General features: G+C 69.1%; 22 protein-coding genes. 15 read left to right on the top strand and 7 right to left on the bottom strand.

From position 1 onward, the window contains the following. Window positions 1-21 precede the first annotated feature (21 nt). The 5 genes from O5I81_RS05260 (at window position 22) to O5I81_RS05280 (ending at window position 8,271) form a co-directional block, all read left to right on the top strand. The gene (locus O5I81_RS05260; protein ID WP_271067899.1) at window positions 22-513 is read left to right on the top strand and encodes a CAP family protein; all 492 of its coding nucleotides are present in this window, start codon (window positions 22-24) and stop codon (window positions 511-513) included. A gap of 98 nt (window positions 514-611) precedes the next feature. Further along, the gene (zwf, locus tag O5I81_RS05265; protein WP_271067900.1) at window positions 612-2,063 is read left to right on the top strand and encodes a glucose-6-phosphate dehydrogenase; all 1,452 of its coding nucleotides are present in this window, start codon (window positions 612-614) and stop codon (window positions 2,061-2,063) included. After that, entirely contained in the window at window positions 2,056-2,748 is a 693-nt protein-coding gene (gene pgl, locus O5I81_RS05270) for a 6-phosphogluconolactonase (protein WP_271067901.1), read from the top strand. Before zwf ends, pgl begins: the two co-directional genes overlap by 8 nt. Window positions 2,749-3,003: 255 nt before the next feature. Next, window positions 3,004-4,830, top strand: coding sequence for a phosphogluconate dehydratase (gene edd, locus O5I81_RS05275; protein WP_271067902.1), 1,827 nt, complete (start codon window positions 3,004-3,006; stop codon window positions 4,828-4,830). 453 nt (window positions 4,831-5,283) lie between these two features. Beyond that, window positions 5,284-8,271: a TonB-dependent receptor gene (locus tag O5I81_RS05280; protein ID WP_271067903.1), complete on the top strand. Its 2,988-nt coding sequence runs from the start codon at window positions 5,284-5,286 to the stop codon at window positions 8,269-8,271. 96 nt (window positions 8,272-8,367) lie between these two features. Here O5I81_RS05280 and O5I81_RS05285 read toward each other — a convergent pair whose 3' ends face one another. Beyond that, window positions 8,368-9,612: a TetR/AcrR family transcriptional regulator gene (locus O5I81_RS05285; RefSeq protein ID WP_271067904.1), complete on the bottom strand. Its 1,245-nt coding sequence runs from the start codon at window positions 9,610-9,612 to the stop codon at window positions 8,368-8,370. A gap of 84 nt (window positions 9,613-9,696) precedes the next feature. Next, window positions 9,697-11,613 carry an ATP-binding protein gene (locus O5I81_RS05290; RefSeq protein WP_271067905.1) on the bottom strand — a complete coding sequence of 639 codons (1,917 nt, stop codon included), beginning with the start codon at window positions 11,611-11,613 and terminating at the stop codon, window positions 9,697-9,699. A 112-nt stretch (window positions 11,614-11,725) separates the two neighbouring features. Between O5I81_RS05290 and O5I81_RS05295 the strand changes: the two genes are divergently transcribed. Continuing rightward, window positions 11,726-12,976, top strand: a complete 1,251-nt coding sequence (locus O5I81_RS05295; RefSeq protein ID WP_271067906.1) for a serine hydrolase domain-containing protein — start codon at window positions 11,726-11,728, stop codon at window positions 12,974-12,976. On the opposite strand, the gene O5I81_RS05300 is transcribed toward O5I81_RS05295, so the two are convergent. Continuing rightward, the gene (locus O5I81_RS05300; RefSeq protein WP_271067907.1) at window positions 12,973-14,472 is read right to left on the bottom strand and encodes an MFS transporter; all 1,500 of its coding nucleotides are present in this window, start codon (window positions 14,470-14,472) and stop codon (window positions 12,973-12,975) included. The two genes, O5I81_RS05295 and O5I81_RS05300, sit on opposite strands and share 4 nt — an antisense overlap. A 91-nt stretch (window positions 14,473-14,563) precedes the next feature. After that, a complete protein-coding gene (locus O5I81_RS05305) occupies window positions 14,564-15,502 on the bottom strand; it encodes a LysR family transcriptional regulator (RefSeq protein WP_271067908.1) in 939 nt (312 codons plus the stop codon). 163 nt (window positions 15,503-15,665) lie between these two features. Here O5I81_RS05305 and O5I81_RS05310 point away from each other — a divergent pair, with 163 nt between their 5' ends. Further along, the gene (locus O5I81_RS05310) at window positions 15,666-16,289 is read left to right on the top strand and encodes an FMN-dependent NADH-azoreductase (protein WP_271067909.1); all 624 of its coding nucleotides are present in this window, start codon (window positions 15,666-15,668) and stop codon (window positions 16,287-16,289) included. 44 nt (window positions 16,290-16,333) lie between these two features. Then, complete coding sequence (locus O5I81_RS05315; RefSeq protein WP_271067910.1) at window positions 16,334-16,912, top strand: DUF4126 domain-containing protein; 579 nt, start codon at window positions 16,334-16,336, stop codon at window positions 16,910-16,912. 58 nt (window positions 16,913-16,970) lie between these two features. Here O5I81_RS05315 and O5I81_RS05320 read toward each other — a convergent pair whose 3' ends face one another. After that, on the bottom strand, window positions 16,971-17,375 hold the full coding sequence (locus tag O5I81_RS05320) for an RcnB family protein (protein ID WP_271067911.1): 405 nt from the start codon (window positions 17,373-17,375) through the stop codon (window positions 16,971-16,973). A gap of 280 nt (window positions 17,376-17,655) precedes the next feature. Here O5I81_RS05320 and O5I81_RS05325 point away from each other — a divergent pair, with 280 nt between their 5' ends. Further along, window positions 17,656-18,321 carry a ParA family protein gene (locus tag O5I81_RS05325; protein ID WP_271067912.1) on the top strand — a complete coding sequence of 222 codons (666 nt, stop codon included), beginning with the start codon at window positions 17,656-17,658 and terminating at the stop codon, window positions 18,319-18,321. 556 nt (window positions 18,322-18,877) lie between these two features. Then, window positions 18,878-20,065: an elongation factor Tu gene (gene tuf / locus O5I81_RS05330; protein WP_271067913.1), complete on the top strand. Its 1,188-nt coding sequence runs from the start codon at window positions 18,878-18,880 to the stop codon at window positions 20,063-20,065. Between the two features lie 51 nt (window positions 20,066-20,116). Here the strand turns inward: tuf and O5I81_RS05335 are convergent, their stop codons facing one another. Both O5I81_RS05335 and O5I81_RS05340 read right to left on the bottom strand, forming a co-directional pair. Continuing rightward, a complete protein-coding gene (locus O5I81_RS05335; protein WP_271067914.1) occupies window positions 20,117-20,914 on the bottom strand; it encodes a hypothetical protein in 798 nt (265 codons plus the stop codon). A gap of 64 nt (window positions 20,915-20,978) precedes the next feature. Further along, window positions 20,979-21,707, bottom strand: a complete 729-nt coding sequence (locus O5I81_RS05340; protein ID WP_271067915.1) for an energy transducer TonB — start codon at window positions 21,705-21,707, stop codon at window positions 20,979-20,981. A gap of 183 nt (window positions 21,708-21,890) precedes the next feature. Here O5I81_RS05340 and O5I81_RS05345 point away from each other — a divergent pair, with 183 nt between their 5' ends. From O5I81_RS05345 to O5I81_RS05365, 5 genes are all read left to right on the top strand, one after another. Beyond that, a complete protein-coding gene (locus O5I81_RS05345; RefSeq protein WP_271067916.1) occupies window positions 21,891-22,226 on the top strand; it encodes a hypothetical protein in 336 nt (111 codons plus the stop codon). A gap of 71 nt (window positions 22,227-22,297) precedes the next feature. After that, window positions 22,298-23,050: a hypothetical protein gene (locus O5I81_RS05350; protein WP_271067917.1), complete on the top strand. Its 753-nt coding sequence runs from the start codon at window positions 22,298-22,300 to the stop codon at window positions 23,048-23,050. 358 nt (window positions 23,051-23,408) lie between these two features. Next, the gene (locus O5I81_RS05355) at window positions 23,409-24,047 is read left to right on the top strand and encodes a hypothetical protein (protein WP_271067918.1); all 639 of its coding nucleotides are present in this window, start codon (window positions 23,409-23,411) and stop codon (window positions 24,045-24,047) included. 29 nt (window positions 24,048-24,076) lie between these two features. Next, window positions 24,077-24,703, top strand: a complete 627-nt coding sequence (locus O5I81_RS05360; RefSeq protein ID WP_271067919.1) for a terminase small subunit — start codon at window positions 24,077-24,079, stop codon at window positions 24,701-24,703. A 77-nt stretch (window positions 24,704-24,780) separates the two neighbouring features. Beyond that, window positions 24,781-25,437 carry an SOS response-associated peptidase gene (locus O5I81_RS05365; RefSeq protein WP_271067920.1) on the top strand — a complete coding sequence of 219 codons (657 nt, stop codon included), beginning with the start codon at window positions 24,781-24,783 and terminating at the stop codon, window positions 25,435-25,437. Window positions 25,438-25,488: the final 51 nt, after the last annotated feature.

The raw sequence follows: 25,488 nt of genomic DNA on the forward strand, positions 1-25,488 counted from the left end.
TCGAAAGCCGCCTGCTCAGAGATGATATCCCTCACCCTGCGTCGCCTTGTCCCGCTGCTGGTCCTCGCGCCCGCCCCGGCCTTCGCGCAGGACGATTTCCAGAGCCGCGTGCTGGCCGCCCACAACGCCGTGCGGGCGCAGGTCGGGACGCCGCCGCTCCAGTGGAACAGCCGTCTCGCCGCCGACGCCCGGGCCTGGGCCGACACCCTCGCCCGCAAGGGCCGGCTGCAGCATGACGACCAGCGGTCGCAGGGCGAGAACCTGTGGATGGGCACGGCCAACTTCTTTTCGATCGAGGAAATGGTCGGGGCCTGGGCCGAGGAACGGGCCGACTATCGGCATGGGAAATTCCCCGATGTCGCCAAAAAGGGCAGGCCGGTGGGGCACTACACCCAGATGGTCTGGCGCACGACCCGGGAGGTCGGCTGCGCCACCGCCCGCACCGCCGACGAGGAGGTTCTCGTCTGCCGCTACAGCCCGCCAGGCAACTGGATCGGCCAGACCGCGTACTAGGGTCAGGCGGAGAAATTTGAATCCCGGGTACGGCCAGCCGATCGGCCGCCCGACACACCATCCCAGGCCGCCGCGCGCGGTCGCACGAAGGAGAGTCCATGGCTGATCCTGCTCCGGTTCTGGTCCTGCTTGGCGGGGCGGGGGATCTGTCGATGCGCATGCTGCTGCCCTCCCTGCTGCACCTGGAGATGGACAGCCTGCTGCCCGAGGGCCTGCGCATCATCGCCGTCGGCCGGGCCGAGGGCGACGCCGCCAGCTACCGCAAGGACGTCCGCGCCCATCTGGAGGGGCATGAGGGCCTGGGCGCCGCCTGGAAGACCCTGTCGGGCCGCCTCGACTACCTGTCCACCGACGCCGGCAAGCCGGAGGGGGCCAGGGCCCTCAAGGCGCGCATCGGCGAGGCGGGCCTGACCGTCTTCTATTACGCCCTGTCGCCCAGCCTGTTCGCCCCGGTCACCAAGGCGCTCAGCGACGCCGGCCTGATCGGCGAGACCACCCGCCTGGTGCTGGAAAAGCCGATCGGCCGCGACCTCGAGTCCAGCCGCGCCACCAACGCCGTCATCGCCGAGGCCGCCGACGAGTCCCAGGTCTTCCGCATCGACCACTACCTCGGCAAGGAGACGGTCCAGAACCTGATCGCCCTGCGCTTCGCCAACGCCCTGTTCGAGCCCCTGTGGAACAACCTGGCCATCGACCATGTGCAGATCACCGTGGCCGAGACGCAGGAGGTCGGCGACCGCTGGCGCTACTACGATGAGTACGGCGCCATCCGCGACATGCTGCAGAACCACATGCTGCAGCTCCTCTGCCTCGTCGCCATGGAGCCGCCCTCCGACCTCGAGGCCGACGCGGTTCGCAACGAGAAGGTCAAGGTCCTGCGCTCCCTGCGCCGCTTCACCCCGGAGGCCGCCGAGAAGGACAGCGTGCGCGGCCAGTACGTCGCCGGCATGGCTGACGGCCACCCGGCCGCCTCCTACGAGGCCGAGGTCGGCCGGCCCTCGACGACCGAGACCTTCGTCGCCCTGACCGCCTGGATCGACAACTGGCGCTGGAAGGGCGTGCCCTTCTACCTGCGCACCGGCAAGCGGATGGCGGAGCGCCGCACCGAGATCGTCATCCAGTTCAAGGCCGTGCCCCACTCCATCTTCGGCCCCTACGGCGACCGCGATATCCAGGCCAACCGCCTCGTGATTGAACTCCAGCCGCACGAGGACATTTCCCTTACCATCATGAACAAGCGTCCGGGCCTCAACGGCGAGCATATGCGCCTGCAACCCCTGCCGCTGTCCCTGAGCCTGGCCAAGGCGCTGGGCGAGGAGGGCGGCCGGCGGCGCATCGCCTATGAGCGGCTGCTGCTCGACGTCATCCGGGGCGATCCGACCCTGTTCGTGCGCCGCGACGAGGTCGAGGAAGCCTGGCGTTTCGTCGATGGCGTGGCCGAGGCCTGGGTGGCCGCCGGCGTGCAGCCCAAGCCCTATCCGGCCGGCAGCTGGGGCCCGGCCGGGGCCTCGGGTCTGATCGAGCGGTCGGGCCGCGCCTGGAATGACTGAGCTCCCGGCCGTGGAGGTGTTCGACAGCGCCCAGGCGGCGGCGGCCGCGGCCAGCGCCGCCATCGCCGATCGTCTGGAGGCGGCCATCATCGCGCGCGGCGTCGCCCAACTCTGCGTCACCGGCGGCTCGACCCCCGGCCCGGTCTATGACCAGCTGCAGGACGCCGATCTCGACTGGGCCCGGGTGTCCGTCACCCTGTCGGACGAGCGCTGGGTCGATCCCTCATCGCCGGACTCCAACGCCCGCCTCGTCCGCGAGCGCCTGCTGCGGGGCCGCGCCGCCGCCGCTCGGTTCGTCTGCCTCCGGGGCGAGGAGGCGGACCCGGTCCACGGCGCCTGGCTCGCCGACCTCAAGGTCGCGCCGCTGGAGCCCTTCGACGCCGTCCTGCTCGGCATGGGCGCCGACGGCCACATCTGCTCCCTGTTCCCCGGCAACCCGGTCCTGGCGCAAGGCCTCGACCCGGCCGGCGCCCGCCTGGTGCTGCACGCCCCGGCCGGCGATCCGGCCCCGCCCCAGGACCGCGTCACCCTGACCCTGCCGGCCCTGATCTATGCGGGGCTGATTCTGGTGCTGACGTCCGGCCAGGCCAAACGGGAAATTCTCGAACGAGACGGTGACGAGCCCGTTCATCACCTGATCAGGGCGGCGGCACGCGGCGAGTTGCGCTTGCTGTGGTCGGCATGAGCATGCCGCACAGGCTGATGGGCCGGATCACATCCTCACCCGTTTACGGGGGAGGGGGACCGCGAAGCGGTGGAGGGGGCGAGGGCCGTGCGCCGATGTCTCAGGACTTCATCGAAATCCCTTTAGGCCCCACTCCGTCACTCGCCCCCTCCACCACCCGCTTCGCGGGCGGTCCCCCTCCCCCGTACGCGCTTCGCGCTACGGGGGAGGATGTGGGGCGTCTGCATCCGTTCAACCCGCACCGGGCGTCCCAACATGTCTGATCAAACGCCCCTCCACCCCGTCGTCGCCGAAGTCACAGCGACCATCATCGAGCGCAGCCGCGAGTCCCGCGCCCGCTACCTGGCCCGCATCGAGGCCATGCGCGCCGAGGGGCCCGGCCGGGGCAAGTTGTCCTGCGCCAACTGGGCCCACGCCTTCGCCGCCTCGCCGGGCGAGGACCGCCTGCGCGCCCTCGACCCCCAGGCCCCCAACATCGGCATCGTCTCGGCCTACAACGACATGCTCTCGGCCCACCAGCCGCTGGAGGACTACCCCCGCATCATCAAGGCCGCCGCCCGCAAGGCCGGGGCCACGGCCCAGTTCGCCGGCGGCGTGCCGGCCATGTGTGACGGCGTCACCCAGGGCCGGCCCGGCATGGAGCTCAGCCTCTTCTCGCGCGACGTCATCGCCCTGGCCACCGGCGTCGCCCTCAGCCACGACGCCTTCGACGCCGTCATCATGCTCGGCGTCTGCGACAAGATCGTCCCCGGCCTGGTCATCGGCGGCCTCGCCTACGGCTGGCTGCCGACCATCCTGATGCCGGCCGGGCCGATGACCAGCGGCCTGCCCAACAGCGAAAAGGCCCGCATCCGTGGCCTCTACGCCGAGGGCAGGATCGGCCGCGACGAGCTGCTGGCCGCCGAGCAGGCCAGCTACCACGGCCCCGGCACCTGCACCTTCTATGGCACCGCCAACTCCAACCAGATGCTGATGGAGCTGATGGGCCTGCACCTGCCGGGCTCGGCCTTCGTCACTCCCGGCACGCCGCTGCGCGAGGCCCTCGTCGCCCATTCCGCCATCCGCGCCGCCCAGATCGGGGTGAAGTCCGACGACTGGACCGCCATGGGCCACGTCATCGACGAGAAGGCGATCGTCAACGGCGTCGTCGGCCTGATGGCCACCGGCGGCTCGACCAACCACTGCCTGCATCTGCCGGCCATGGCGGCGGCGGCGGGAATCAGACTGACCCTGGAAGACATGGACGCGCTCAGCCGCGTCACCCCGCTGATGGCCCGGGTCTATCCCAACGGTCAGGCCGACGTGAACCACTTCCAGGCGGCGGGCGGCCTGGCCTTCGTCACCCGCGAGCTGCTGGCCGCCGGCCTGCTGCACGAGGATGTCCGCACCGTCGTCGGCCCCGGCCTCTCGCGCTACACCCAGGAACCTGTGCTCGACGGCGACACGCTGGTCTGGCGAGACGGCGCCCGCGAGAGCGGCGATTTCGCGGTCCTGCGCCCGGCCTCCGATCCCTTTGAGCGGGAAGGGGGCCTGCGCCTGCTCCGTGGCCCCCTCGGTCGCGCCGTCATCAAGGTGAGCGCGGTCAAACCGGATCATCGAATCGTCACCGCCCCGGCCGTGGTCTTCGACAATCAGGACGACTACCTGGCCGCCTTCAAGCGCGGTGAGCTCGACCGGGACTGCGTCGCCGTCGTCCGCTTCCAGGGCCCCCGCGCCAACGGCATGCCGGAACTCCACAGCCTGACCCCGCCGCTGTCGGTGTTGCAGGACCGCGGCTGCAAGGTGGCGCTGGTCACCGACGGCCGGATGTCCGGCGCCTCGGGAAAGGTGCCGGCCGCCATCCACGTCACGCCCGAGGCCCTGAACGGCGGGGCCCTGGCCCGGGTGCGCGACGGCGACGTCATCACCCTCGACGCCGAGGCCGGGACCCTGACCATCGCCGTCGATCCGGCCGAGTTCGCCGCCCGCACGCCCGCCGCTCCGCCTCCGGACGGTATCGGCCATGGCCGCGAGCTGTTCGCCAGCCTCCGCTCCCTGGCCGGCGCGGCCGACGCCGGAGCATCCGTCCTTTTCGAAAACTGACAGAACGCCGTTACGCACATAGTGCGCAGTTACCTTCCTTTAACGTCAAGGGAAGCTGCGTCACCCTGCCACAGGCCATAATGGCCACAGCTGTTTCAAAGTTGAAACGCAACGGCGTTACGCCGGTTGACGCGGCGTGAGAACATACCGCATCATCGAACAGTTGTTCGTCGGACCTTTCCGACGAACGGGTGGCAAGTCCTAGGGGGCGCGTTGGCGAGATCGCCAAACCTGTCTGGCCTGATCGAAACCCGGACCCGCGTCCGGGCCGCGGGCGCCTTTGCCACTCCATCCCGACACTTCGAGATCGGCCGGACAAGCCCGTCCGCGCCCAACGGCCTGCTTGTTCGGGGAGGCAATCCCGACAGCGGATAATCGCACTTTGAACCCGGCCACCGACGCTCGACCACAAGAAGCGCGGGGCCACCAGGAAACAACAGGGAGGGAGTTATTATGCGTAGGACTGCGTATCTTGCCGGCGGATCGGCGCTGGCCATGGCTGCGGCCATCGGGTTTGGCGGCATCGCCTTCGCCCAGGACGAGCCGGCCCAGGTCGAGGAAGTCGTCATCACCGGCTCGCTGCTGGCGGGCACTCCGGAAGACGCGGCGCTGCCGGTCGACGTGATCGGCGCCGAAGAGCTGGCCAAGCAGGGCTCGCCCTCGACGGTCGAACTGCTCAAGGGCCTGTCGGTCTCCAACGGCGTGCTCGGCGACACCAACCAGTTCGACGCCCGCGCCCAGGGGTCGGAAGGCTCCGGCTCGGTCAACCTGCGCGGTCTCGGTCCGACGCGGACCCTGGTCCTGCTCAACGGCCGCCGCATGCCGATCAACCCCTTCGCCCTCGCCGGCGCCGGCGCGGTCGACACCAACATCATCCCCTCGGCCGCCATCGGCCGGGTCGAAGTGCTGAAGGACGGCGCCGCCGCCACCTATGGCTCGGACGCCATCGCCGGCGTGGTCAACTTCATCACCAAGAAGGGCCAGGAAGGCGGCGAGCTGGGCGCCAGCTACAAGCTGGTCGACGGCTCCGACGGCGATTGGACGGCCAACGCCTCCTGGGGCTGGTCGAGCGACGCCTCCGACGCCTTCGTGGCCTTCGGCTACCAGCACCGCTCCGAACTGAGCGTCACCGAGCGTGACTTCGCCAACCGCGGCTACCTCGAAAACCCCGAAGGCGGCTGGACGGCGGCGGGCTCGCCCTCGACCTTCGTGCCGCTGGCGGCCAACACCACCGGCTTCCGCGACAGCAACTGTTCGGCCCTGGGCGGCTTCGCCGGCTTCAGCGGCGCGACCCCGGTCTGCTACGCCCACTACATCGAGTTCGACAACCTGGTCGAACGCGAAGAGCGCTTCCAGCTCTACGGCGAGTTCAATCACGAGTTCAACGACACCACCAAGCTGCACATCGAAGGCCTCTACGCCTCGACCGACGTGCCGGAATGGAAGACCTCGCCGTCCTACGCCCTGCTGGCCACGCCGACCGCGACCACCTCGCCGGTCCCCGGGCGCTACTACATTCCCGGCACCAACCCCGGTCTGCAGCGCTACATCATCGATAACCCGACCTTGGGCAACTACAGCCTCGGCACCGGTCTCTGCTCCACCGGCGCGGCCCAGAATCCCTGTGTCGGCGCCAACTCCGCCATCCTGGCGGCCGGCGTGCTGAACGTCGCCAACCGTCCTCACCTGCTGGGCGGCAACCCGATGTTCGACTACGGCGCCTCGCGCGGTAGCCGCAACTTCGAGGCCTATCGCCTGTCGGCCGAACTGTCGGGCCAGTTCACCGACGACCTCAACTGGCAGATCAGCGCCACCTACGGTGAAGAGCGCGGCAACCGGACCGGCTACGACACCATCGTCGGCCGCTACCAGCTCGCCCTGCGCGGCCTCGGCGGCGCCAACTGCAACGGCATCGTTGCCGGCGGCGTCGGTTCGACCTGCCAGTACTTCAACCCCTTCTCCAGCGCCATCCCGGGGGCGCCCGACTACGACCCGGCCCTGGCCAACGATCCTGACCTGACCCGCTGGTTCTTCCAGAAACTGGAAACCGAGCAGAAGACCGGCATGTTCGTCGCCGAAGCGCTGATCAGCGGCAAGATGTTCACCCTCGGCGGCGGCGACGCGGCCTGGGCGGTGGGCGGTCAGTACCGTCGGTCGACCTTCGATGTCTGGTACAACGACATCTCCAACCGGGCCATCAACCCCTGCCTCGACACCCCGATCAACGGCAGCAAGACCTGCGCCGCCCCGTCGGGACCGTTCGCCTTCCTCGGCGTCGGCAGCAACGCCTATGTCGAACAGAGCACCTGGTCCGGCTTCGGCGAACTCTCCCTGCCGTTCACCGACAACTTCAACGTCAGCCTCGCTGCCCGCTACGAAAGCATCGAGGACGTCGGTGAGACCTTCAACCCGAAGATCTCCGCCAAGTGGCAGATCATCGAACCGCTGGCGGTCCGCGCCTCGCTCGGCACCACCTTCCGCGCGCCGGTGCCCAGCCAGCTGACCACCGACTTTGTCACCTCGCTGCAGTCGATCAACGGCACCTTCCGCGCCGTCGACATCTACGGCGACCCGGACCTCGAGCCCGAAACCGCCACCACCTACAACATCGGGGTCATCCTCGAGCTTGGCGGGTTCAAGGCCTCGCTCGACTACTTCAACTTCGACTTCCAGGACCCGATCACCACCGAGCCGGTCTCCGGCCTGGTGGCCCAGGTGTTCCCGAACGGCATCGGCGCCGGACAGATGGCCAATTGCGCCAGCCCGTTCGCGTCGCGGTTCAGCTTCTCGGGCGGCGCCACCTGCGCCTCCTTCGCCTCGGCGTCGGCGGCCTCGACGGCCATTACCCGGGTGTCGACCAACACCATCAACGGGGCCGGGGTGCAGACCTCGGGTATCGACCTGATGGCCGACTACACCTTCGACGACGTCGGCGGCGGCAGCCTGACCATCGGCGGCAACGCGACCTACGTGCTGGAGTACGTCACCGACGATCTGAAGATCGCCGGCGTGGTTCTCAGCAAGTCCTTCGACGCCGTCGGCCTGCTGAACTACCAGACCACGGCCTACCCGCTGCCGCAGTGGAAGGGCAGCCTGTACCTCGAGTACAACAACGGGCCTCACAACGCCCGGGTCACCGTCCGTCACATCGACGGCTACACCGACCAGCGGGTCTCGCCGTTCGCGGCCGGCACCTACTTCACCGACAGCGGCATCCGCACCGCCGCGCCGGCCAACAAGAACGGCAAGAACATCGACAGCTTCACCACCTTCGATGTCACCTACCGGGCCTTCCTGCCCTGGGACTCGACGCTGGCTCTCAGCGTCGACAACATCATGGATGAAGATCCGCCCTTCGCCCGACTGGACCTCAGCTACGACCCCTTCACGGCGAGTGGCCTGGGCCGGACCTTCAAGTTCAGCCTGTCCAAGAAGTTCTAGTCGGAGTGATCCGGACTGGACGGGAAGGGGCGGCCTCAGGGCCGCCCCTTTTCGTTGGGGACAGGTAGCGCGCTTGCACGCGCAACCGTCCCCCGACTACCGCGTGAACAGACCCAGCAGCAGCGGCCGCACGAACAGGCTCGCCGCTTCGTCCTTCTCCAGCCCCGTCACCCACGCCCCCATCGACGCCGCCGCGTTGAGCAGGGCGTTGAGCATGTGAGCCGCGACCAGCGGATCGACCGGCCGGATCGAGCCCTCGGCGATGCCGTCGCTGATCATGCCGGCGAAGCGGTCGGAGATGCGGGCGTAGCGGTCGGAGATGTCCTGGCGGATCTCGATCGGCAGGGCGGTCATCGACGAGCCGCGCAGCAGCGGCCCCTCGTCCGACAGCTGGAACTCGGTCAGGGCCGAGGCCGCCGCCGCCAGCCGCGTCCACTGGTCGGCCTTGAGCTCGCGGGAGGCCAGCTGGGCGGCGCGCAGGACCGTGAAGGTACGGTCGAAGCAGGCCAGCACCAGTTCATCCTTGTCCTCGTTGTGATGGTAGAAGCTGCCCTTGGTGACGTTCAGCGCCGCCGAGATGTCCTCCACCGAGGCGCCGCGATAGCCGCGCTGGTTGATCAGCCGGGTGGCGGCGGTCAGGAAGGTGGTGCGCGAGACTTCGGCCCCCGGCTCGGCCGGCGCATCCTCGGTCAGCCGGGGCAGGGCGGGCGGCGCCCAGCTGCGGCTCTTGCTGGCCAGGCCGCCGGTCAGGATGTCGCTCATCCGCTCGCGCAGGCGCGGATAGTCCTCGACGTCGTAGCGGCGCAGCCAGGAGAAGGTCCAGAAGGCCTGCTCCAGCAGCAGATGGGTGCGGGCGTTGGCCTCGGCGCGGCTCAGGCCCGCGAACTCCGGCGCGTCGAAGAAGCCGCGCACCCGGCGGAACATGTCGCTGAAGGCCCCGGTGACCTCGCCATGGTGCGGCTCCTTCAGCGAGCGCATCTCGCTGAAGCTGACCAGGGGGGGCGCTTGCTTCAGGCGGATGCGGCGCGACAGATCGAAGAACAGCTCCAGGAACCGGTCCAGCCGGCCCCGGGCGTCGGGCGCCTCGGCGGAGCGGGTGACCAGGTCCTCGAAGGCCTCGATGCCGCGCATGAAGCAGGCCGCCGCCAGATCTTCCTTGCGCCGGAAATAGTAGGTCACCGAGGTGGTGATCAGCCCGACCTCGGCCGCCACCCCGGCCAGGGTCATGCCCTTGACCCCCTGGCGATTGAGGATGCCGGTGGCGGCCGTCAGAATGGCCTTGCGCCGCGCCGCGTAGCGGGCGGTGGAGGCGGGAACCTCAGGGGCGGCAGGCTCGGTCATTTGAAGCTGTATCAAGCGGCTCAGATTGGGTCCGCACCTTAGAGCTGCCGTCGCGCCGTCCGCTACCGTCTTTTCGAAAAACCTCTACCCGCCGGTATCGACGACATCGGGCGCCGCCTCGATCCAGTCCTCGGCCAGCACCTCGGCGACCGTGCGGACCAGGGCGGCGGGGGACAGCGGCTTGGCGATCCAGCCGTTCATCCCGGCGGCCAGGTAGCTCTCGACCTGGTGGGCCAGGGCGTTGGCGGTCATGGCGATGATCGGCGTCCGGGCGGCGGGACTGTCGAGGGCGCGAATGCCGGCGGTGGCCGCCAGGCCGTCCATGACCGGCATCTGGATGTCCATGAAGATCAGGTCGAAGACCTGCAGCGCGGCGGCGCGGAGCCCCTGGGCCCCGTCGTCGGCGGTGGCCACCGAGGCTCCAAGATGCTCCAGCATGCGGGTGGCGATCAGCCGGTTGGTGGCGTTGTCCTCGACGATCAGCACCCGCAGGCCGCCGAGCATGGCGTCGTCCTCGTCCGCCGGCCCCGCGACCGCGGCGTCGCAGGCCGGGGCGGCGATCTCGACCCGGAAGGTCGAGCCCTGGCCCGGCGCGCTGTCCAGGCTGATATGGCCCCCCATCTGCTCGGCCAAGCCCCGGGCGATGGCCAGACCCAGGCCTGAACCGCCGTACTGTCTTGTGGCCGAGCCGTCGGCCTGACGGAAACGTTCGAACAGCCGCTCCTGGGCCTCGGCGGCGATGCCGATGCCGGTGTCGGCGATCTCGAAGGTCAGGGTGCGAGCCTCGCCCTCGCAGGCGCTCTTCAGCCGCACGGTGACGCCGCCGTGGGCGGTGAACTTCACGGCGTTGCCGATCAGGTTGAACAGCACCTGGCGCAGCCGCACGGGATCGACCATGGCCCAGCCGCAGTCCTGCGCCTCGACCTTGAGGTAGAGGTTCTTCTCCCGGGCCTGCGGCGCCAGCAAGGAGGCGACGCTGTCCAGCAGGTCGCCCGGCCGCACCGCCTCCGGGCAGAGATCCAGCTTGCCGGCCTCGATGCGCGAGAAGTCGATGACGTCATTGAGCAGTTCGGCCAGCATCGCGCCGCAACCCAGCGCCTCGTCCAGCAGCCGGGACCCGTCGGCCGACAACGTCTCGTGCTTGAGAAGGTGCAGCACCCCCAGCACCCCGTTCATCGGCGTGCGGATCTCATGGCTCATGTTGGCCAGGAACTGCGCCTTGACCTCGGCGGCGGCCAGGGCGGCGTCGCGGGCCTCGGCCAGTTCGGTGACGTCCTGGGTCAGGCCGACCACTTCCCAGTGGCCGCTCTCCTGCCGATAGCCGCCGCGCCAGGCGGCCCTCAGCCGCGCCCAGCCCCCCTCGGCCCGGAAGTGGCGGTACTCCACAACCTTGGACTCGCCGGTCATGATGGTGTGGATGAAACTCTCAGCCACCCGGCCCTGATCGTCGGGGTGGATCTCGGCGGTCATCTGCTCGGCGGTCAGCTGGCGCCGCCCGCCCATCCCCGGCGCCCCCGCCTTGGCCAGGTCGTCATCGACCATGTAGCGGTTCGAGCGCGGGTCGAACCGCCAGGTGTAGATGCCGGCCTCCTCGCGCAGCAGCTCGTTGGTGCTGACCGCCCTGGCCCCCTGTTCGGCCATGCGCCGCGCCTCGGTGATGTCCTGCAGCACGACCAGGGCCACCCCGTCCTCGCCCAGCTTGCTGCGGGCCCGAACCCACAGGGCCTGGCCGGACTTCAGCATCATCCGGTGCTCGCACAGGGCCTGGCCCCGCTCGATCAGGGAGCGCACGGTCTCGGCGATCAGGTCCTGCTCGTCGCGGTGCACGAAGTCGGTGAAGTGGCGGCCGGTGACTTCCGCCTCGTCCCAGCCGGTCAGCTTGGTCCAGGTCGGATTGACGCGGTCGATCACGCCATCGCGCAGGACAACGAAGATGTCGTCGCTGCTGGCGAAGAACCACTGCGCGGCCTCCGCTTCGATCCGGCCGTCGTTGCGGCTCATGACGTTACCGTCCCCTATTTGAAACACATGGTCGCGCAATCTCGTAAAGTTTGGGTTGCCCCATACCCGGCCTTCGATAACCATTGCGGCAACGACATTTAAGGAACGCCCCGTGACCAAACCCGAGAAGCTTGGCCTGTCTTCCGAACGCCTCGGCCGCATCGAGAGTTTCCTCGACGAGCGCTATATCCAGACCGGCAAGCTGCCCTGCGCCCAGGTCCAGGTCTGGCGGCGCGGCAAGCTGGCCTATGAGACGGTGCTCGGCCTCGCCGACCGTGAACGGGAGCGCAAGCTCAAGAGCGACGACCTGTTCCGCATCTATTCGATGACCAAGCCGATCACCTCGGTGGCCTTCATGATGCTGGTCGAGGAGGGCTTGGCCGCGCTCGACGATCCGGTGACCAAATTCATCCCCGAATGGAAGGACCTGGGGGTCTACAACGGCGGCTACATGGAGACCTTCCAGTCGAAGCCGGTCGATCGGCCGATGCTGGTCATCGACCTGCTGCGTCACACCTCCGGCCTGACCTACGGCTTCCAGCAGTTCGGCAACATCGACGCCGCCTACCGCAAGCTGAAGCTCGGCGAAGGCTTCCACGGCGATGGCCTGGCCGAGACCGTCACCGCCCTGGCCGGCGTGCCCCTGCAGTTCTCGCCGGGCGATGCCTGGAACTATTCGGTCTCCACCGACATCGTCGGCCGGCTGGTCGAGATCATCAGCGGCCAGACCCTCGATGTCTTCTTCGAGGAGCGCATCTTCAAGCCGCTCGGCATGAGCGACACCTTCTTCAGCGTGCCCAAGGACAAGGCCGACCGCTTCACCGCCTGCTACGCCGTCGGCGCCTTGGGCTCGAAACTGCCGGTCGCCGCCAAGCCCCAGCTGCAGGACGACCCGAAGAAGAGCCCCTACCTCAAGCACCCCAGCTTCCTGTCCGGCGGCGGCGGCCTGGTCTCGACGGCGGGCGACTACATGAAGTTCGCCCGCATGCTGCTGAACGGCGGCGAGCTGGACGGGGTGCGGCTGCTGGGTCCCAAGACCATCCAGCTGATGAGCGCCAACCACCTGCCGGGCGGCAAGGACCTCACCCAGATGTCCAAGAGCCTGTTCAGCGAGGCCAGCTACGCCGGCGTCGGGTTCGGCCTCGGCTTCGGGGTGACCATCGATCCCGCCGCCACCATGATCCCCGGTTCGAAGGGCGAGTACTTCTGGGGCGGCGCGGCCAGCACCTTCTTCTGGGTCGATCCGGAGGAAGACCTGGCCGTGGTCTTCCTCACCCAGCTCCTGCCGAGCAGCGCCTATCCCGTGCGGCGGGAGCTTCGGACCCTGGTCTACAGCGCCATCACCGAGGCGGGGCGGGGTTAGGGCGCAATGTCGGCGGCCTGGGCTTCCTCGGCCGCCAAACGCCGGCTCGCGAGGGTCTTCAAAGTCTCCTCGTGGCTTTCGCGCGTGATGCGGTAGGCCTGCATGATCGCTAGGCCGATGCCGTAGAACACCGCCAGCACGGGCATGTAGACCAGCGCCAGCTTGGTGGTCACCACTTCTGGCACGTCGGCCGGATTGGCGCCCTCCGGGAAATCGATCAGCACGATGATAAAGCCGGCGGCGAACACCCCGACGCCACTGACCGCCTTCTGCACCAGGCTGGTGAAGGCGAAGAACAGGCCCTCAGAGCGGCGACCGGTCTGCAGCTCACTGTTCTCGACCACATCGGCCAGCATGGCCGTGATCAGGATGGCGGCGGTGATGCCCAGGGTGCCGCGCACCACGCCGTCGAGGAACAGCCAGGGGACGATTTCCGGAATCTTGGTCCCAGCGATCAGGTCGCCGTTGTCAGGGAACAGGCCAAGCAGGCGCAGGATCATGGGGATGAAGCCGACCAGCACCGACAGCGCCAGCAGCACCGTGCCGGCCCGCTTCTTGCCGGTCTTCTTCGACAGATAGGGCGCGGCCATCAGGGCCAACGACGAGGAAATGAAGCTGTCCAGCACCAGGACGCCGGTCCAGTTCTTGTCGAGCTCCCAGAAGTAGGTGGAGAAGAAGATGGCCAGTGAGAAGCTGACTCCCTGGGCGAAGGCGGTGAACAGCCCGACCATGGTGATGATCTTGAAGTCGCGGTTGTTCAGCGTGCCGGCCATCTCCCTGACGGTCTCGCCGAACTTGCGGGTGCGGACCTCGGCCTTCCTGAGCCAGGGAATGAATTTGTGGGTGCCGGCCGCCGAGGCGATGATGGAGACGAACATGATGACGGCGGCAACGTAGCCGTAGTGGTGATAGGCGACCGGGTTGAGCTGGCCGACTTTGCCGTCCGCGGTCTCCTTCATCAGCACGAAGAACATGATGCACATCAGGGTCAGACCGCCCCACCAGCCGAAGAAATACCGCCAGCCGAGCAGCTTGGAGCGCTCGTTGTAGTCGTCGGTCAGCTCGGAGGTCAGGGAGGAGGATGGGATCTCGTAGAAGGTGATGAACGTCCGGACCAGCACCGCCACCCCGACCAGATACCAGAACAGCGCCATCGGCTCCCAGTGGACCGGCGGGTTCCAGAGCAGCAGGAAGGACAGGGAGGCCGGAAGGGCCGAGGCGTACATGAAGGGATGTCGTCGGCCCCACTTCGACCGCCAGTTGTCGGTCAGTTCACCAATGAAGGGATCGAACACGCAGTCGATCAGCATGGCCACGAGGATGGCCGTCGAGACCAGGCCGGCGTCCAGCTTGACCACCTGGCTGTAGAACAGCAGCAGGAAGACACGGAAGCCGTTGTCCTTGATCCCGTAGGCGACCGAACCGAAGCCGTAGGCCAGCCTGGTGAACAGTCCGATGCGCGGCCGGGGGCCCAGCGACGTGACGTCGTCGGTCATGCGATTTCCACCCTGTGACGAACGGCTCTTCGGCCGTCTTCATTTTCGAATTTGGGGTATGTTGAGAACCGCTGTCAATCAATCGTTTGAATCATGACGCCGCTTTCATCTCTTGGCGGCGCAGCGCGCAGCTGTCCCAGTAGGGTTCGCCGCCGAAGCGTTCGACCATGCGGTCGGTCAGGATGCGGACCTTGGCCGGCGGCGATCCCGGCGGGCGGACGATGTAGAGGCCGGCGTCGCCGCCGATGGGAAAGCCCATGAGAATGGGCTCCAGTTCACCGGTCTCGATGAAGGTCCCGGCCAGGAAGGTCGGCAGCATGGCGACGCCGATGCCGGCTACCGCCGCCCGGGCCACGGCCTCGGCGTTGTCGGCCCGGAAGCGGGCCTCGGGGCGGACGGTGATGGTCCGCTTGCCGTCCTGGAACCGCCAGGCTTCGCCCTGGCGCATGCCGGTCTGCACCACGGCGTCATGGTCGGCGAGATCGGCCGGGGTCAGGGGGCGGCCGCGCCGATCGAGGTAGGCGGGGCTGGCGACGACGGCCCCGAGGATCGGCGCGATCCGCCGGGCCACCAGGGTCGAGTCGGCCAGCACGCCCAGCCGCACCGCCACGTCGAACCGCTCGGCCACAAGATCGACCAGTCCGTCGCTGTAGGCGGCCTCGATCTTCAGCCGGGGATGCTCCAGGGCCAGCTCCTGCAGCACCGGCTGCACATGGCGCAGGCCGAAGGAGAGGGGCAGGGCGATGCGCAAGGTGCCGCCCAGCGACTCGCCGCTCTGGGCCACCGCCTCGCGGGCCTCTTCCAGATCGGCGAGGATCCGCTCGGCCCGCAGCTTGAACTCCAGTCCCGCCTCGGTCGGGCTGATGCCCCGGGTCGTGCGCGACAGAAGGCGGGCCCCGAGGTCGGCCTCCAGGGCCGTCACCCGCCGCGACAGGATGGACTTGGAGACGCCAAGCCGGGCGGCTGCGCGGCTGAAGCCGCCGGTTTCCACCACTTCGACGAAGGCGCGGATGGATTCCAGATCGGACATTTCCGTTTTCCCAAGGGCGACAATTGCCCTCCATGAGATGGTCAGTGTTCCAGTTTCGTCAACACTGAACTGCAACTTACGCAGCTACCGATCGCCCCTCCTGATGCGCATCTGTTCGTCACGGCCACAGCGCCCCCGAACACCGCTTCAAGGAGATTTCACAATGACCAAGGTCCTCGTCCTCAACAGCAGCCTCAGCGGCGACGCCTCCGCCAGCCGCGCCCTCGTCCAGACCGCCGTCGACGCCCTCAGCCGCCCCGGCGTGGCGATCATCGAGCGTGACCTGGGCGCCGACCCCATCCCGCACCTGACCCCCGAAACGGTCGGGACCATCCGCGGCGCCGATCCGGTCACCCCGGCCCAGATCGAGGCCCGCGCGCTCGCCGACGGCCTGATCGCCGAGCTGAAGGACGCCGACGTGCTGGTCATCGGCGCGCCGATGTACAATTTCGCCATCCCCAGCGGCCTGAAGACCTGGTTCGACCACGTCCTGCGGGCCGGCGCGACCTTCCGCTACAGCGAGGCCGGCCCTGAAGGGCTGGTCACCGGCAAGAAGGCGATCGTCGTCCTCTCGCGCGGCGGGCTCTACAGCGAAGGCCCGGCCATGGCGCTCGACAGCCAGGAGCCGCACCTGCGGACCCTGCTGGGCTTCATGGGCGTCACCGACGTCACCTTCGTCCGCGCCGAGAAGCTGGGCTTCGGCCCGGCCGCCGTCGAGGAAGCGATGGGCGCGGCCCGCGACCATATCGGCGCGGTCATCGACACCGACTTCCGCAAGGCGGCCTAAAGCCGTCTGAGACAACATCGATATGGGCTGGTAGGCTCCAGGGTATGGAAACCTGGATCCTGCCGGCCCTGCTCGGCGTCGGCCTGGCCGCCGCCACCGGATTTCGCACCTTTCTGCCGCTGCTGGGCCTCGGCCTGGCGGCCAAGTTCCAGCTGTTCGGCATGCAGCTGGCCGATGCCATGAGCTGGCTGGACTCGACCCCGGCCCTCATCGCGCTCGGCCTCGCCACGGTCATCGAACTGGCCGCCGACAAGATTCCGGCCGTCGATCATGCGCTCAGCGCCGTCGGCACGATCATACGCCCGATCGCCGGGGCCGTCGCGGCCGGGGCCGCCTTTTCCAATTTCGATCCCATGGTCGCCGCCATCGCCGGGCTGATCATCGGCGCCCCCACGGCCCTGGCCTTCCATGCGGCGCAGGCCGGCACCCGGGTGGTCAGCACCAGCACGACGCTGGGCCTGGCCAACCCCTTCATCTCGGTCGGCGAGGACATCGCGGCCATCTTCACCACCCTGCTGGCCATGCTGGCCCCGGTGCTGATCCCGCTTCTGCTGGCGGTGATGCTGCTTGCGCTGTGGAGCCTGTGGCGGTTCGTGCGGCGCGGCCGCCAGCCCACGGCGTAGGCGGCAAAACGCCCCCGCAGCAGGCTGCGAGGGCGCTTCGTGGGTCAGGCGGGCCTGGCTAGTTGAACAGGTCCAGCACGACGGCGGTGATCAGGCCGGTAGCCACGGCGGTCAGCACCACATCGTTGCCGACCCGGCGATATTCATAGCCGCGCGGCGGGGCCTGCAGGCCGTAGGTCCGGTGGTTCACCGCATAGGCGCGGTTGCGATAGGCGGCCGGCAGTTGCTGACCGCGATGAAAGCGGCGCACCTGGTAGCCGCGCGGCGGCTGGTAGCGGCCGGCCTTGAAGCGCTTGGCGGCGCGGCGTTCGTAGCGGTTGTCCTGACGGGCGTCGCGCAGGTCCTGGCGGGCCTCGCGGACGTCCTGACGGGCCTCGCGCACGTCGCGCGGGGCGGCCGAGGCGGTGGTGGCGGCGCCGGCCAGCAGCGACAGGGCGACGGCGGAAATCAGCAGCTTCTTCATGACATTACCTTCCTTGTTGTCGGGGCGCTGGGGAGAGCGCCCCGGTCCTGATGACGAGGCCAACATGCGCCGTCGTGACTGAGCCGGACCTGAACGGGGCTCGTCAGGTTAAGTTCATGATATTTCACACATTTCAGAACATTTCCGGGCCGCAACAGGCGGCCGTCCCGGACGGCGCGGCGGCCTGGCCGGCAGGAGGCGGCGAGGGGCCTATGGCGCGGGCTCAAAGAGGTCTAGGGTTAACAGATCGTTGAGTCCGCCGCGAGGAGGCTGGGGTTCGTTGCGCAAACTGGTGCTGCTGTCGCGCAAGGGGGGAACCGGCAAGACCACGCTGTCGGTCAACCTGGCCGTGGCCGCCGTGCGGGACGGCCTCAACGTCAGCATCGCCGACCTCGACCTGCAGGGATCGGCCACCGCCTGGGCGGCCGGCCGGCGGGATGCGGCGCCGGACGTGCGCCCGGCCAACGGCGGCACCCTGTTCCCGGTGGCCAACGCCGCCGAGCGAGCCGGCCGCGACCTGTTGATCATGGATACCCCGGCCGGCGGCGACGCCATCTCCAGCGCCGCCATCCGCCTTGCCGACCTGGCCATCCTGGTCTGCCGGCCCAGCTATTTCGACCTCGCCGCCCTGGCGCCGGCCGCCCAGGCCGTGCGCGCGGCCGGCCGGCCGGGCCTTGTCGTTCTCAACCAGGCGCCCAGCCGTCGGGCCGGTGTGGAAAGTCCGGTGATCGCTCGCGCCGTCGAGGCGGCCCGCCTGCTGGGCTTCCCGATCGCCCATGTGGGCCTGAGGGCCAGGGTCGCGTTTCAGGAAAGCCTGTGGCGCGGCCTCGGCGTGCTCGAGTTCGAGCCGCGCGGCTCGGCCGCCGCAGAGATCAACCGGCTGTGGAGCGAGGTTGCCGACACCCTGTGGCCCCACCGGGTCGAGCATCGCGGCGCGGCGGAGTAGGGCCGCCCCTTGCGGAACCGACCCGGCGGTGTTACCTGCCCGGCCTTCAAACGGAGTGAAGCCGAAGATGTCGTGGTCCCTGGACCAGTTCTGTGCAGTCGAACCGGCGGCGAAAGCCGACGGCGCCGCCTCGTACGCGCTCGACAACTGACGCCTCGCCAATAGTCGGCAAGGCGAAACGCCTTCCGACCCGTCGAAAGACCCCGGATGGCGCCAGCCTCCGGGGTTTTTTCTTGGGCTCTCGAGCCCCTCAACGACGGAGCAGACCCATGGGTCTCAACACGTTCAACGCTGTCCTGCCCTCGCCGCGCGACGTCTCGCTGCCGGTCGATGGCGGCTGCGCGCTCTCGTCGGAGGGCATCTCGACCTGAGGGGCTGCGGACATCGTCCGGAGCCCCGCTGGGGGTTCCGGGCCGCATCAGGCTCGCGAGCTCCCGGCTCGCGAGCCTTTTTCGTTTTGGGCATCCGCCCGAACCCGTTCCCGGGACGCCGGGATTTCCCAGCCTTCCGGTGTTGGCCGCACCGGGAGGCGAACCACAGGCAGAAAGAAAGACCAATGCCTATCAAGACCCACCTCAACGTCGGCACCATCGGTCACGTCGACCATGGCAAGACCACCCTGACGGCCGCCCTCACCCAGGTGCAGGCGGCCCGCTTTGGCGGTCAGGCCCTGTCGTTCGATCAGATCGACAAGGCGCCGGAGGAAAAGGCCCGCGGCATCACCATCAACACCACGCACGTGGAGTATGAGTCCGAGGCCCGCCACTACGCCCACATCGACTGCCCCGGGCACGCCGACTATGTGAAGAACATGATCACCGGCGCCTCGCAGATGGACGGCGCCATCCTGCTCGTCGACGCCACCAAGGGCGCCGCCAAGCAGACCATCGAGCACGTGCTCCTGGCCCGCCAGGTCGGGGTTCGGCACATGGTCGTGTTCGTCAACAAGATGGACATGCTCGCCGAAGACGAGCGGGACGACATGAAGGCGATCATCCAGCTGGAGACCGGCGACCTGCTGGCCAGCCAGGGCTACGAGGACGCCGCCTTCGTGTTCGGCAGCGCGCTCAAGGCGCTGGACGCGGTCAAGCGGGGCGATCTCGACGACCCGGACGTGGCCGCCATCGGCGAACTGGTCGCCGCGCTTGACGCGACGATCCCCGACCCGGTGCGCGACTTCGACGGGCCGTTCCTGATGCCGATCGAAGGGGTGCACACCATCCCGGGGCGCGGCACGGTCGTTTCCGGCCGGGTCGAGCGCGGGGTGCTGAAGATCGGCGACGCCGTCGAGATCATCGGTCTCGACAACGACGGCGCCGAGGTCATCGTCACCGGCACCCAGGCCTTCCGGAAGAACATTCCGGAAGCCCGGGCCGGGATGAACGTCGGCCTGCTGCTGCGGGGCCTCAAGCGTGACGAGGTGACCCGTGGCCAGGTGCTCAGCGCGCCGGGCGCGGTCACCGCCCACACCAGGGGCCGGGCCCAGGTCTTCGTCCTGACGCCGGACGAGGGCGGGCGGCACACGCCGTTCGGGGCCGGCTATCGCCCGCAGCTGTTCTTCGGGGTCACCGACGTCACCGGCGTCCTTAACCCTGAAGACGGTGTGCAGGTGAACCCGGGCGACCGGGCCGAGATCGGCTTCGAACTGATGAAGCCGGTCGGCATCGAGCCGGGCGTGCGCTTCGCCATCCGTGAGGGTGGCCGCACGGTCGGCGCGGGCATCGTGACCGAGGTGACGGCCTAGGCGGTCACCGAAGACGGATCCCCGGTTCTCAAGCGAGAGCCGGGGATTTCGCTATCCCGGCGCCTTCGGCGGCGCCGGCTCCGCCGCGTCGAGCGCGGGCACGACCCGGCCGATCGTTCCCCAGTCGAAGAACAGCAGCACCTTGCGGCTGGCCGGGGTCTCCGGGCCGACGGGCGCCCGGAAGGTGGCGGCCACCTTCAGCATCAGGGCGAGCTTGGCGGGGCTCTGTTCGCCCTTCACCTCGCAGTCGACCAGGCCGCCCCTGGGGTCTGTCGCGCAATCGAGGCGATTGAAACCCTCGAAGCCTTGGGCCGGGCGGACCAGGGCGGCCAGGGCGCGCCAGCCGGGACGGGCGGCCCAGGTGAAGGCGGCGACCTTGCAGTCCTTGGCCTCCAGGCAGACCTTGAGGTCGCCGACCGGGGCGCCGTCGGTCCGGAAGACGATCCTGGCGCTGGCGCCCGGCAGGAAGTGGAAGCTGGTCCGCGGGTAGTCGGCCATCGCGAAGTTGATCGGGACCAGGATCTGGCCGTCGGCCTCGACCATGGACTCCACCGGGCGCAGATCCGGATGGTCGGCGACCATCCGGAGGGCGAAGTCGGCGAAGGCATAGGCCAGCGGCCATTCGTAGACGGCCCGGCAGTCGGCCAGGGCGGCCTCACCGACCGCCCGACACCGCAGCAGGACGTCGCCGTTGATCTCCTGCCGCCGGGCGCGGTCAGGATAGTAGCTTGAGCCATCCGGGGCGCGGTCGGGAACGGCCGGCCTGGCGGGTTCGGATGAGGCGGCCTGTCCCACCAGCGATGCGGCCAGGCCTGCGGCCGCCAGGGCGGTCTTGAAGGGTCGGTTCACCGCGATCATTCCGTCAGCCTAGAAGCGGCCATGCGGCCCTGCAATCGGCGGCGCCGGCCGGGGCCTAGTTGGCGTTGAAGATCAGCATGAACTCAGCCGTCTCCCCGGCTTTCGGGGCGTTGTTGTCGGGCGTGCGGACCAGGCGCATGTCCCGCGCCAGGGCGAGGGCGGCGAGGTCGAAGCCCGGGGTGAAGGCCAGTTCGACCACGGCCCGGCAGGCCGTCAGCCGGTCGTCACGCGTCACCCGGCAGGTCATCGCCACCCGGCCCATACCGGCATTGCTGGCGGCGACCGGCGGGAAGACCTCGACCAGCCGCTGGTAGGAGGGTTTGGTCAGCCAGTCGGGAAACGCCAGCAGTTCGAGCGGCTGGCCGGGAAAGACGAGCGGGATCCGCACATTCGCCCCGGTCACCGGACTGCCGTCCGCCGCCACCGGCTTCATGCGGAAGGAGCGGGCCAGGCCGAGCGCCGCGGTCCCGAAGCCGCGATCCGGCGGGGTCTCGCTGGCCACGCCGCAGGCCTCCAGGGTTCCTGCCGCCGTCACCCGGCAGCTGAGCACCACCCGGCCCGTCGGCCGGCCTTCGGCATGGGGCAGGGGGTGGGCGGCCGCGACCTGGGCCGGGGTCGGCTTTCGCACCCAGTCCGGCTTCTGGATTTTCGGCAGGGCGGCCGACGGCGGCGAGGGGGCGACCGGCGGCTCAGCGGCTGCCGCCGGCGCCTGCGCGGCGGCAAGGCCCGCGCCGGCCAGCAGCAGGCCGCAAACGGCCAGGCCGGCCAGGATTCCTCGCGTCATCCGCATCCCCCGTCCGACCATCATCTCACGCCCCCGACCCGGCCCGCGAGGAGCCGCACGGAGTTTAGCAGTCCTCGTCCGGCTGGATAGGGTCCGGCCCGCTGTTCCGATCTGCAACCGCGCCTGAGGCTGGAACGATTGCGAGTCTGCGGCCTTTTCCTTCCACCTCTGGGAGTACCAACCATGCTTAAAACCCTCTCCACCGTGGCCGTCGCCGCGGCCCTTCTGGTCGCCTGCGGTCCGAAGACCGACGACACCGCCGGCCCGGCCGTCTCCACCTCGGAAGCGCCGCGCAACACCGCCGTCGACACCACCCCGACCACCGGCGATGCGGGCACCACCGCCGGCGCCAATTCCTTCACCGAGGCCCAGGCCAAGGGCGCCATCGAAAGCGCCGGCTACACCGACGTCAAAGACCTGAAGCAGGGCGAAGACGGCGTCTGGATGGGCATGGCCATGAAGGACGGCAAGGAAGCCGGCGTCACCGTCGACTACAAGGGCAGCGTCAAGCCGATGTAGGCGCGCCGCCACATCTATCCGCCGTCCCCCGGGGCGGCTTTCCCCAACAGTGCAAGCGTAAGGAGCTCACCATGAGCAAGACCATCACCCGTCTGTTCGACACCCACACCCAGGCCATCGCGGCCGTCGACACCCTGGAGCGCAGCGGCGTCGATCACGACCGCATCAGCATCGTCTCCAGCAACACCGACAACTGGCACGACGGCCACAAGCATCCCGGCGGTTCCAAGGCCGGCCCGCTCGGCGACGCCAACGGCGACGGCGAGAACGACGTCGCCGACGGCGCTGGCAAGGGCGCCACGACCGGCGGCCTGATCGGCGGGGCCGGCGGCCTGCTGGCCGGTCTGGGCATGCTGGCCATTCCGGGCCTCGGCCCCGTGGTGGCGGCCGGCTGGCTGGCCTCGACGGCGGTCGGCGCCGTGGTCGGCGCGGTGGCCGGCGGCGCGACCGGCGGTCTGCTCGGCGCGCTGAAGGAAGCGGGCCACAGCGACGAGGAAGCCAATGTCTACGCCGAGGGCGTGCGCCGGGGCGGCACCCTGGTCAGCGTCAAGGCCGACGACGCAGACGCCGGCCGCATCGAGCAGCTGCTCAACGGCGGCGTTGACGCCTCCACCCGCGGCGACGCCTATCGCCAGCAGGGCTGGACCGGCTTTGACGACACGGCGGCGCCCTACAGCGTCGACGACATCAGCCGCGAACGCGGGCTGTACGGAACCGGCGAGAGCCGCTCCTTCGGCGCCCAGGACGACCGCGACGCCGACCTCGTCGATCCGGACCGCCCGGGCTCGACGACCGGTACGCCGCTCGGAACCCCGCGCCCCTAATAGGCGCCGGGCCTGCCAGGACAACGCCCCGGGCCGAAAGGTCCGGGGCGTTTTTCGTGGGGTAGAAGGGGGGGGACGGGTTCGCCGCGATCGCGGCGTACCTGTCCCCGGTCAGCGCGGACGTCTGACCGAGGCGCTCGCCAGCCGGTTTGCAACCCGTCTGGGGCGAGGTTCCGACACCTGCCGGCGCTGACCGGGGACAGGTAGGCCGCAAGGCGGCCAACCCGTCCCCTGCTTTGCGGCGGTGAAGATCCGACTGCACGGGGCAATTTCGATGTGTCCCCGCGCTCGCCGTCCGGACTCCCGTGTTCGCGATTCAGGCATTGACCAGCCCGAACAAAACGGGAACATCAATCGGGTGTCTGATGAACGATCCGATTACAAGGAGCCTCCAGACCCGGGCGGCCTCGTGCCGCCCGGCTGGTTCCTGTCGGAGCACACCCTGCTGCCGGACCCGACCCTGAAGGGCTACCTCGATCGGGGCCAGTCGGTGTTCGGCCAGTGCGTCGGCAAGGACTGCCAGCGCAAGGCCTCGATGGACCTGCGGGAGCTGCTGCGGATCACCGGTCCCAGCCTGCACATCAAGAAGATCGCCGACTACATGCGCTGCTCCCGGCTGGAGGGCTGCCGCTTCCGGTTCACCCGGCTGGAGCCGCGCTGCGATGTGCCGCTCGACCGCTTCGCCCGCTTGCCGAACGTGCGGCTGCGGGTGCGCTGCAACCACTGCTTCTGCTTCACCCATCGCAAGGTGGACGCGGTCATCGCCTGGCTGACGACGACGGGGCAGGGCAGTCCGCGCAGCTGGATCAGCGACGTCGAGCGGCTGCTGACCGCCCGCTGCGGCTGCGGCGGCAGCGACTGGAAGATCGAGGTGATCATCTTCGACACCGCCAACCCGCGCTGGCGCCAGCAGGGCGACAAGGTGTTCGAGGACCGGCCGTTCAGGGCCAAGGGGAAGGCGGGGCAGGGCGACTGGACAGCCGCCGGCGTGGGATAATGGTCTTGCCGCTTCGATAAGGAGACCCCGTGACCGCCAAGCCGACCCCGACCCCGTCCCTGCCCCCGCCCACCCGTTCGCGCCCGCAGAGCTTTCGGCCGCTGCGGCCGCGCATGCTGCGCTTCGTCGAGGAATACGGGCGTGACGGCAACGCCACCCAGGCCGCCATCCGGGCCGGCTACAGTCCGGGCTTCGCCCGCTCCAGCGCCTCGCGGTTGCTGAAGGACCGGCGGGTGGCGGACCTGCTCGGCGAGACAACCGATCCCGATGCGCCGGGCATGGACGACGCCCTGCGCGAATTGAGCTGGCTGGCCTTTTCCAACGTCATGGACCTGGTTCGCGTGGACGCCGACGGCGGCATCGCGCTCGATCCGAGGCGCCTCACTCGCAAACGGGCGGCCGGGGTGCGCGAACTGGTCATCGACGAGACCATCGACAAGGCGACCGGCAACGTCCGCCGCCAGGTGCGGCTGCGCATGGCCGACCGCAAGGACGCCCTGGTCAAGCTGATCGCCGGCCTGAAGCTGGACGACAAGGTCTATCGGCAGGGCATGGAGGACGGCCGCAACGACGTGTTCCTGCGAACCTCGGTGGAGGCGTTCGAGGAGCAGAGGGCGGCCCGCAGGAAGGCGGCGGGCTGGCCCGCGGACTGGTGAGGGGGGCGGTTGGCGGGCCGGGGGCGGGCCGCGGCTTCCGATTCGACGGCTCGCCGCCGTCGCGTTAGCCTCGCCCCATGTGCGGACGTTTCGACACCTCTCACCTGACCTGGGCCGACATCCACGACCAACTGACGACCTTCGGCGAGCATCTCCCGGTCGTCACCGCCCCGATCAACATGGAGCCCAACGACGACGTGCGGCCGACCACGCCGCAGGTTACCGCCCGGCTGCAGGACGGCGCCTGGGTGCTGGAGAAGATGCGCTGGGGGCTGGTGCCCTTCTGGCGGAACGGCAAGCCGCTGAAGGACAGCGAGAAGGGCAAGGGCGACGGCTTCAAGCTGACCACCTTCAACTGCCGGGTGGAGACCTGCGAAAGCGCCGCCACCTTCAAGGGCGCCTTTTCGCGCCGCCGCTGCATCGCGCCGGCCAGCGCCTGGTACGAATGGACGGGGCCGGAGGGGGGCAAGACCAAACACCGGTTCGCGCGGACGGACGGCAAGGCCATCTGGTTCGCCGGCCTGTGGGACCGCTGCACGACGCCGGACGCCGGCGAGGTGACCAGCTTCACCATCCTGACCGGGCCGTCGGAGGGCTGGCTGGGCGACTACCACAGCCGCGCGCCGGTCATCCTGGAGCCGGAGGAGTGGGGGAAGTGGCTGGACCCGACGCAGGACACGGGGCCGCTGATGGCGGCGGTGCGGGCAGAGCGGTTTGGAGTAGCTCCGACTTAATCACTCGTCTGGAACAACGAAAAATCATATCGACTCGCCTGGATGCTGCCG

The organism is Caulobacter sp. NIBR1757 (assembly GCF_027912495.1).
In the GTDB taxonomy this organism is placed as follows: domain Bacteria; phylum Pseudomonadota; class Alphaproteobacteria; order Caulobacterales; family Caulobacteraceae; genus Caulobacter.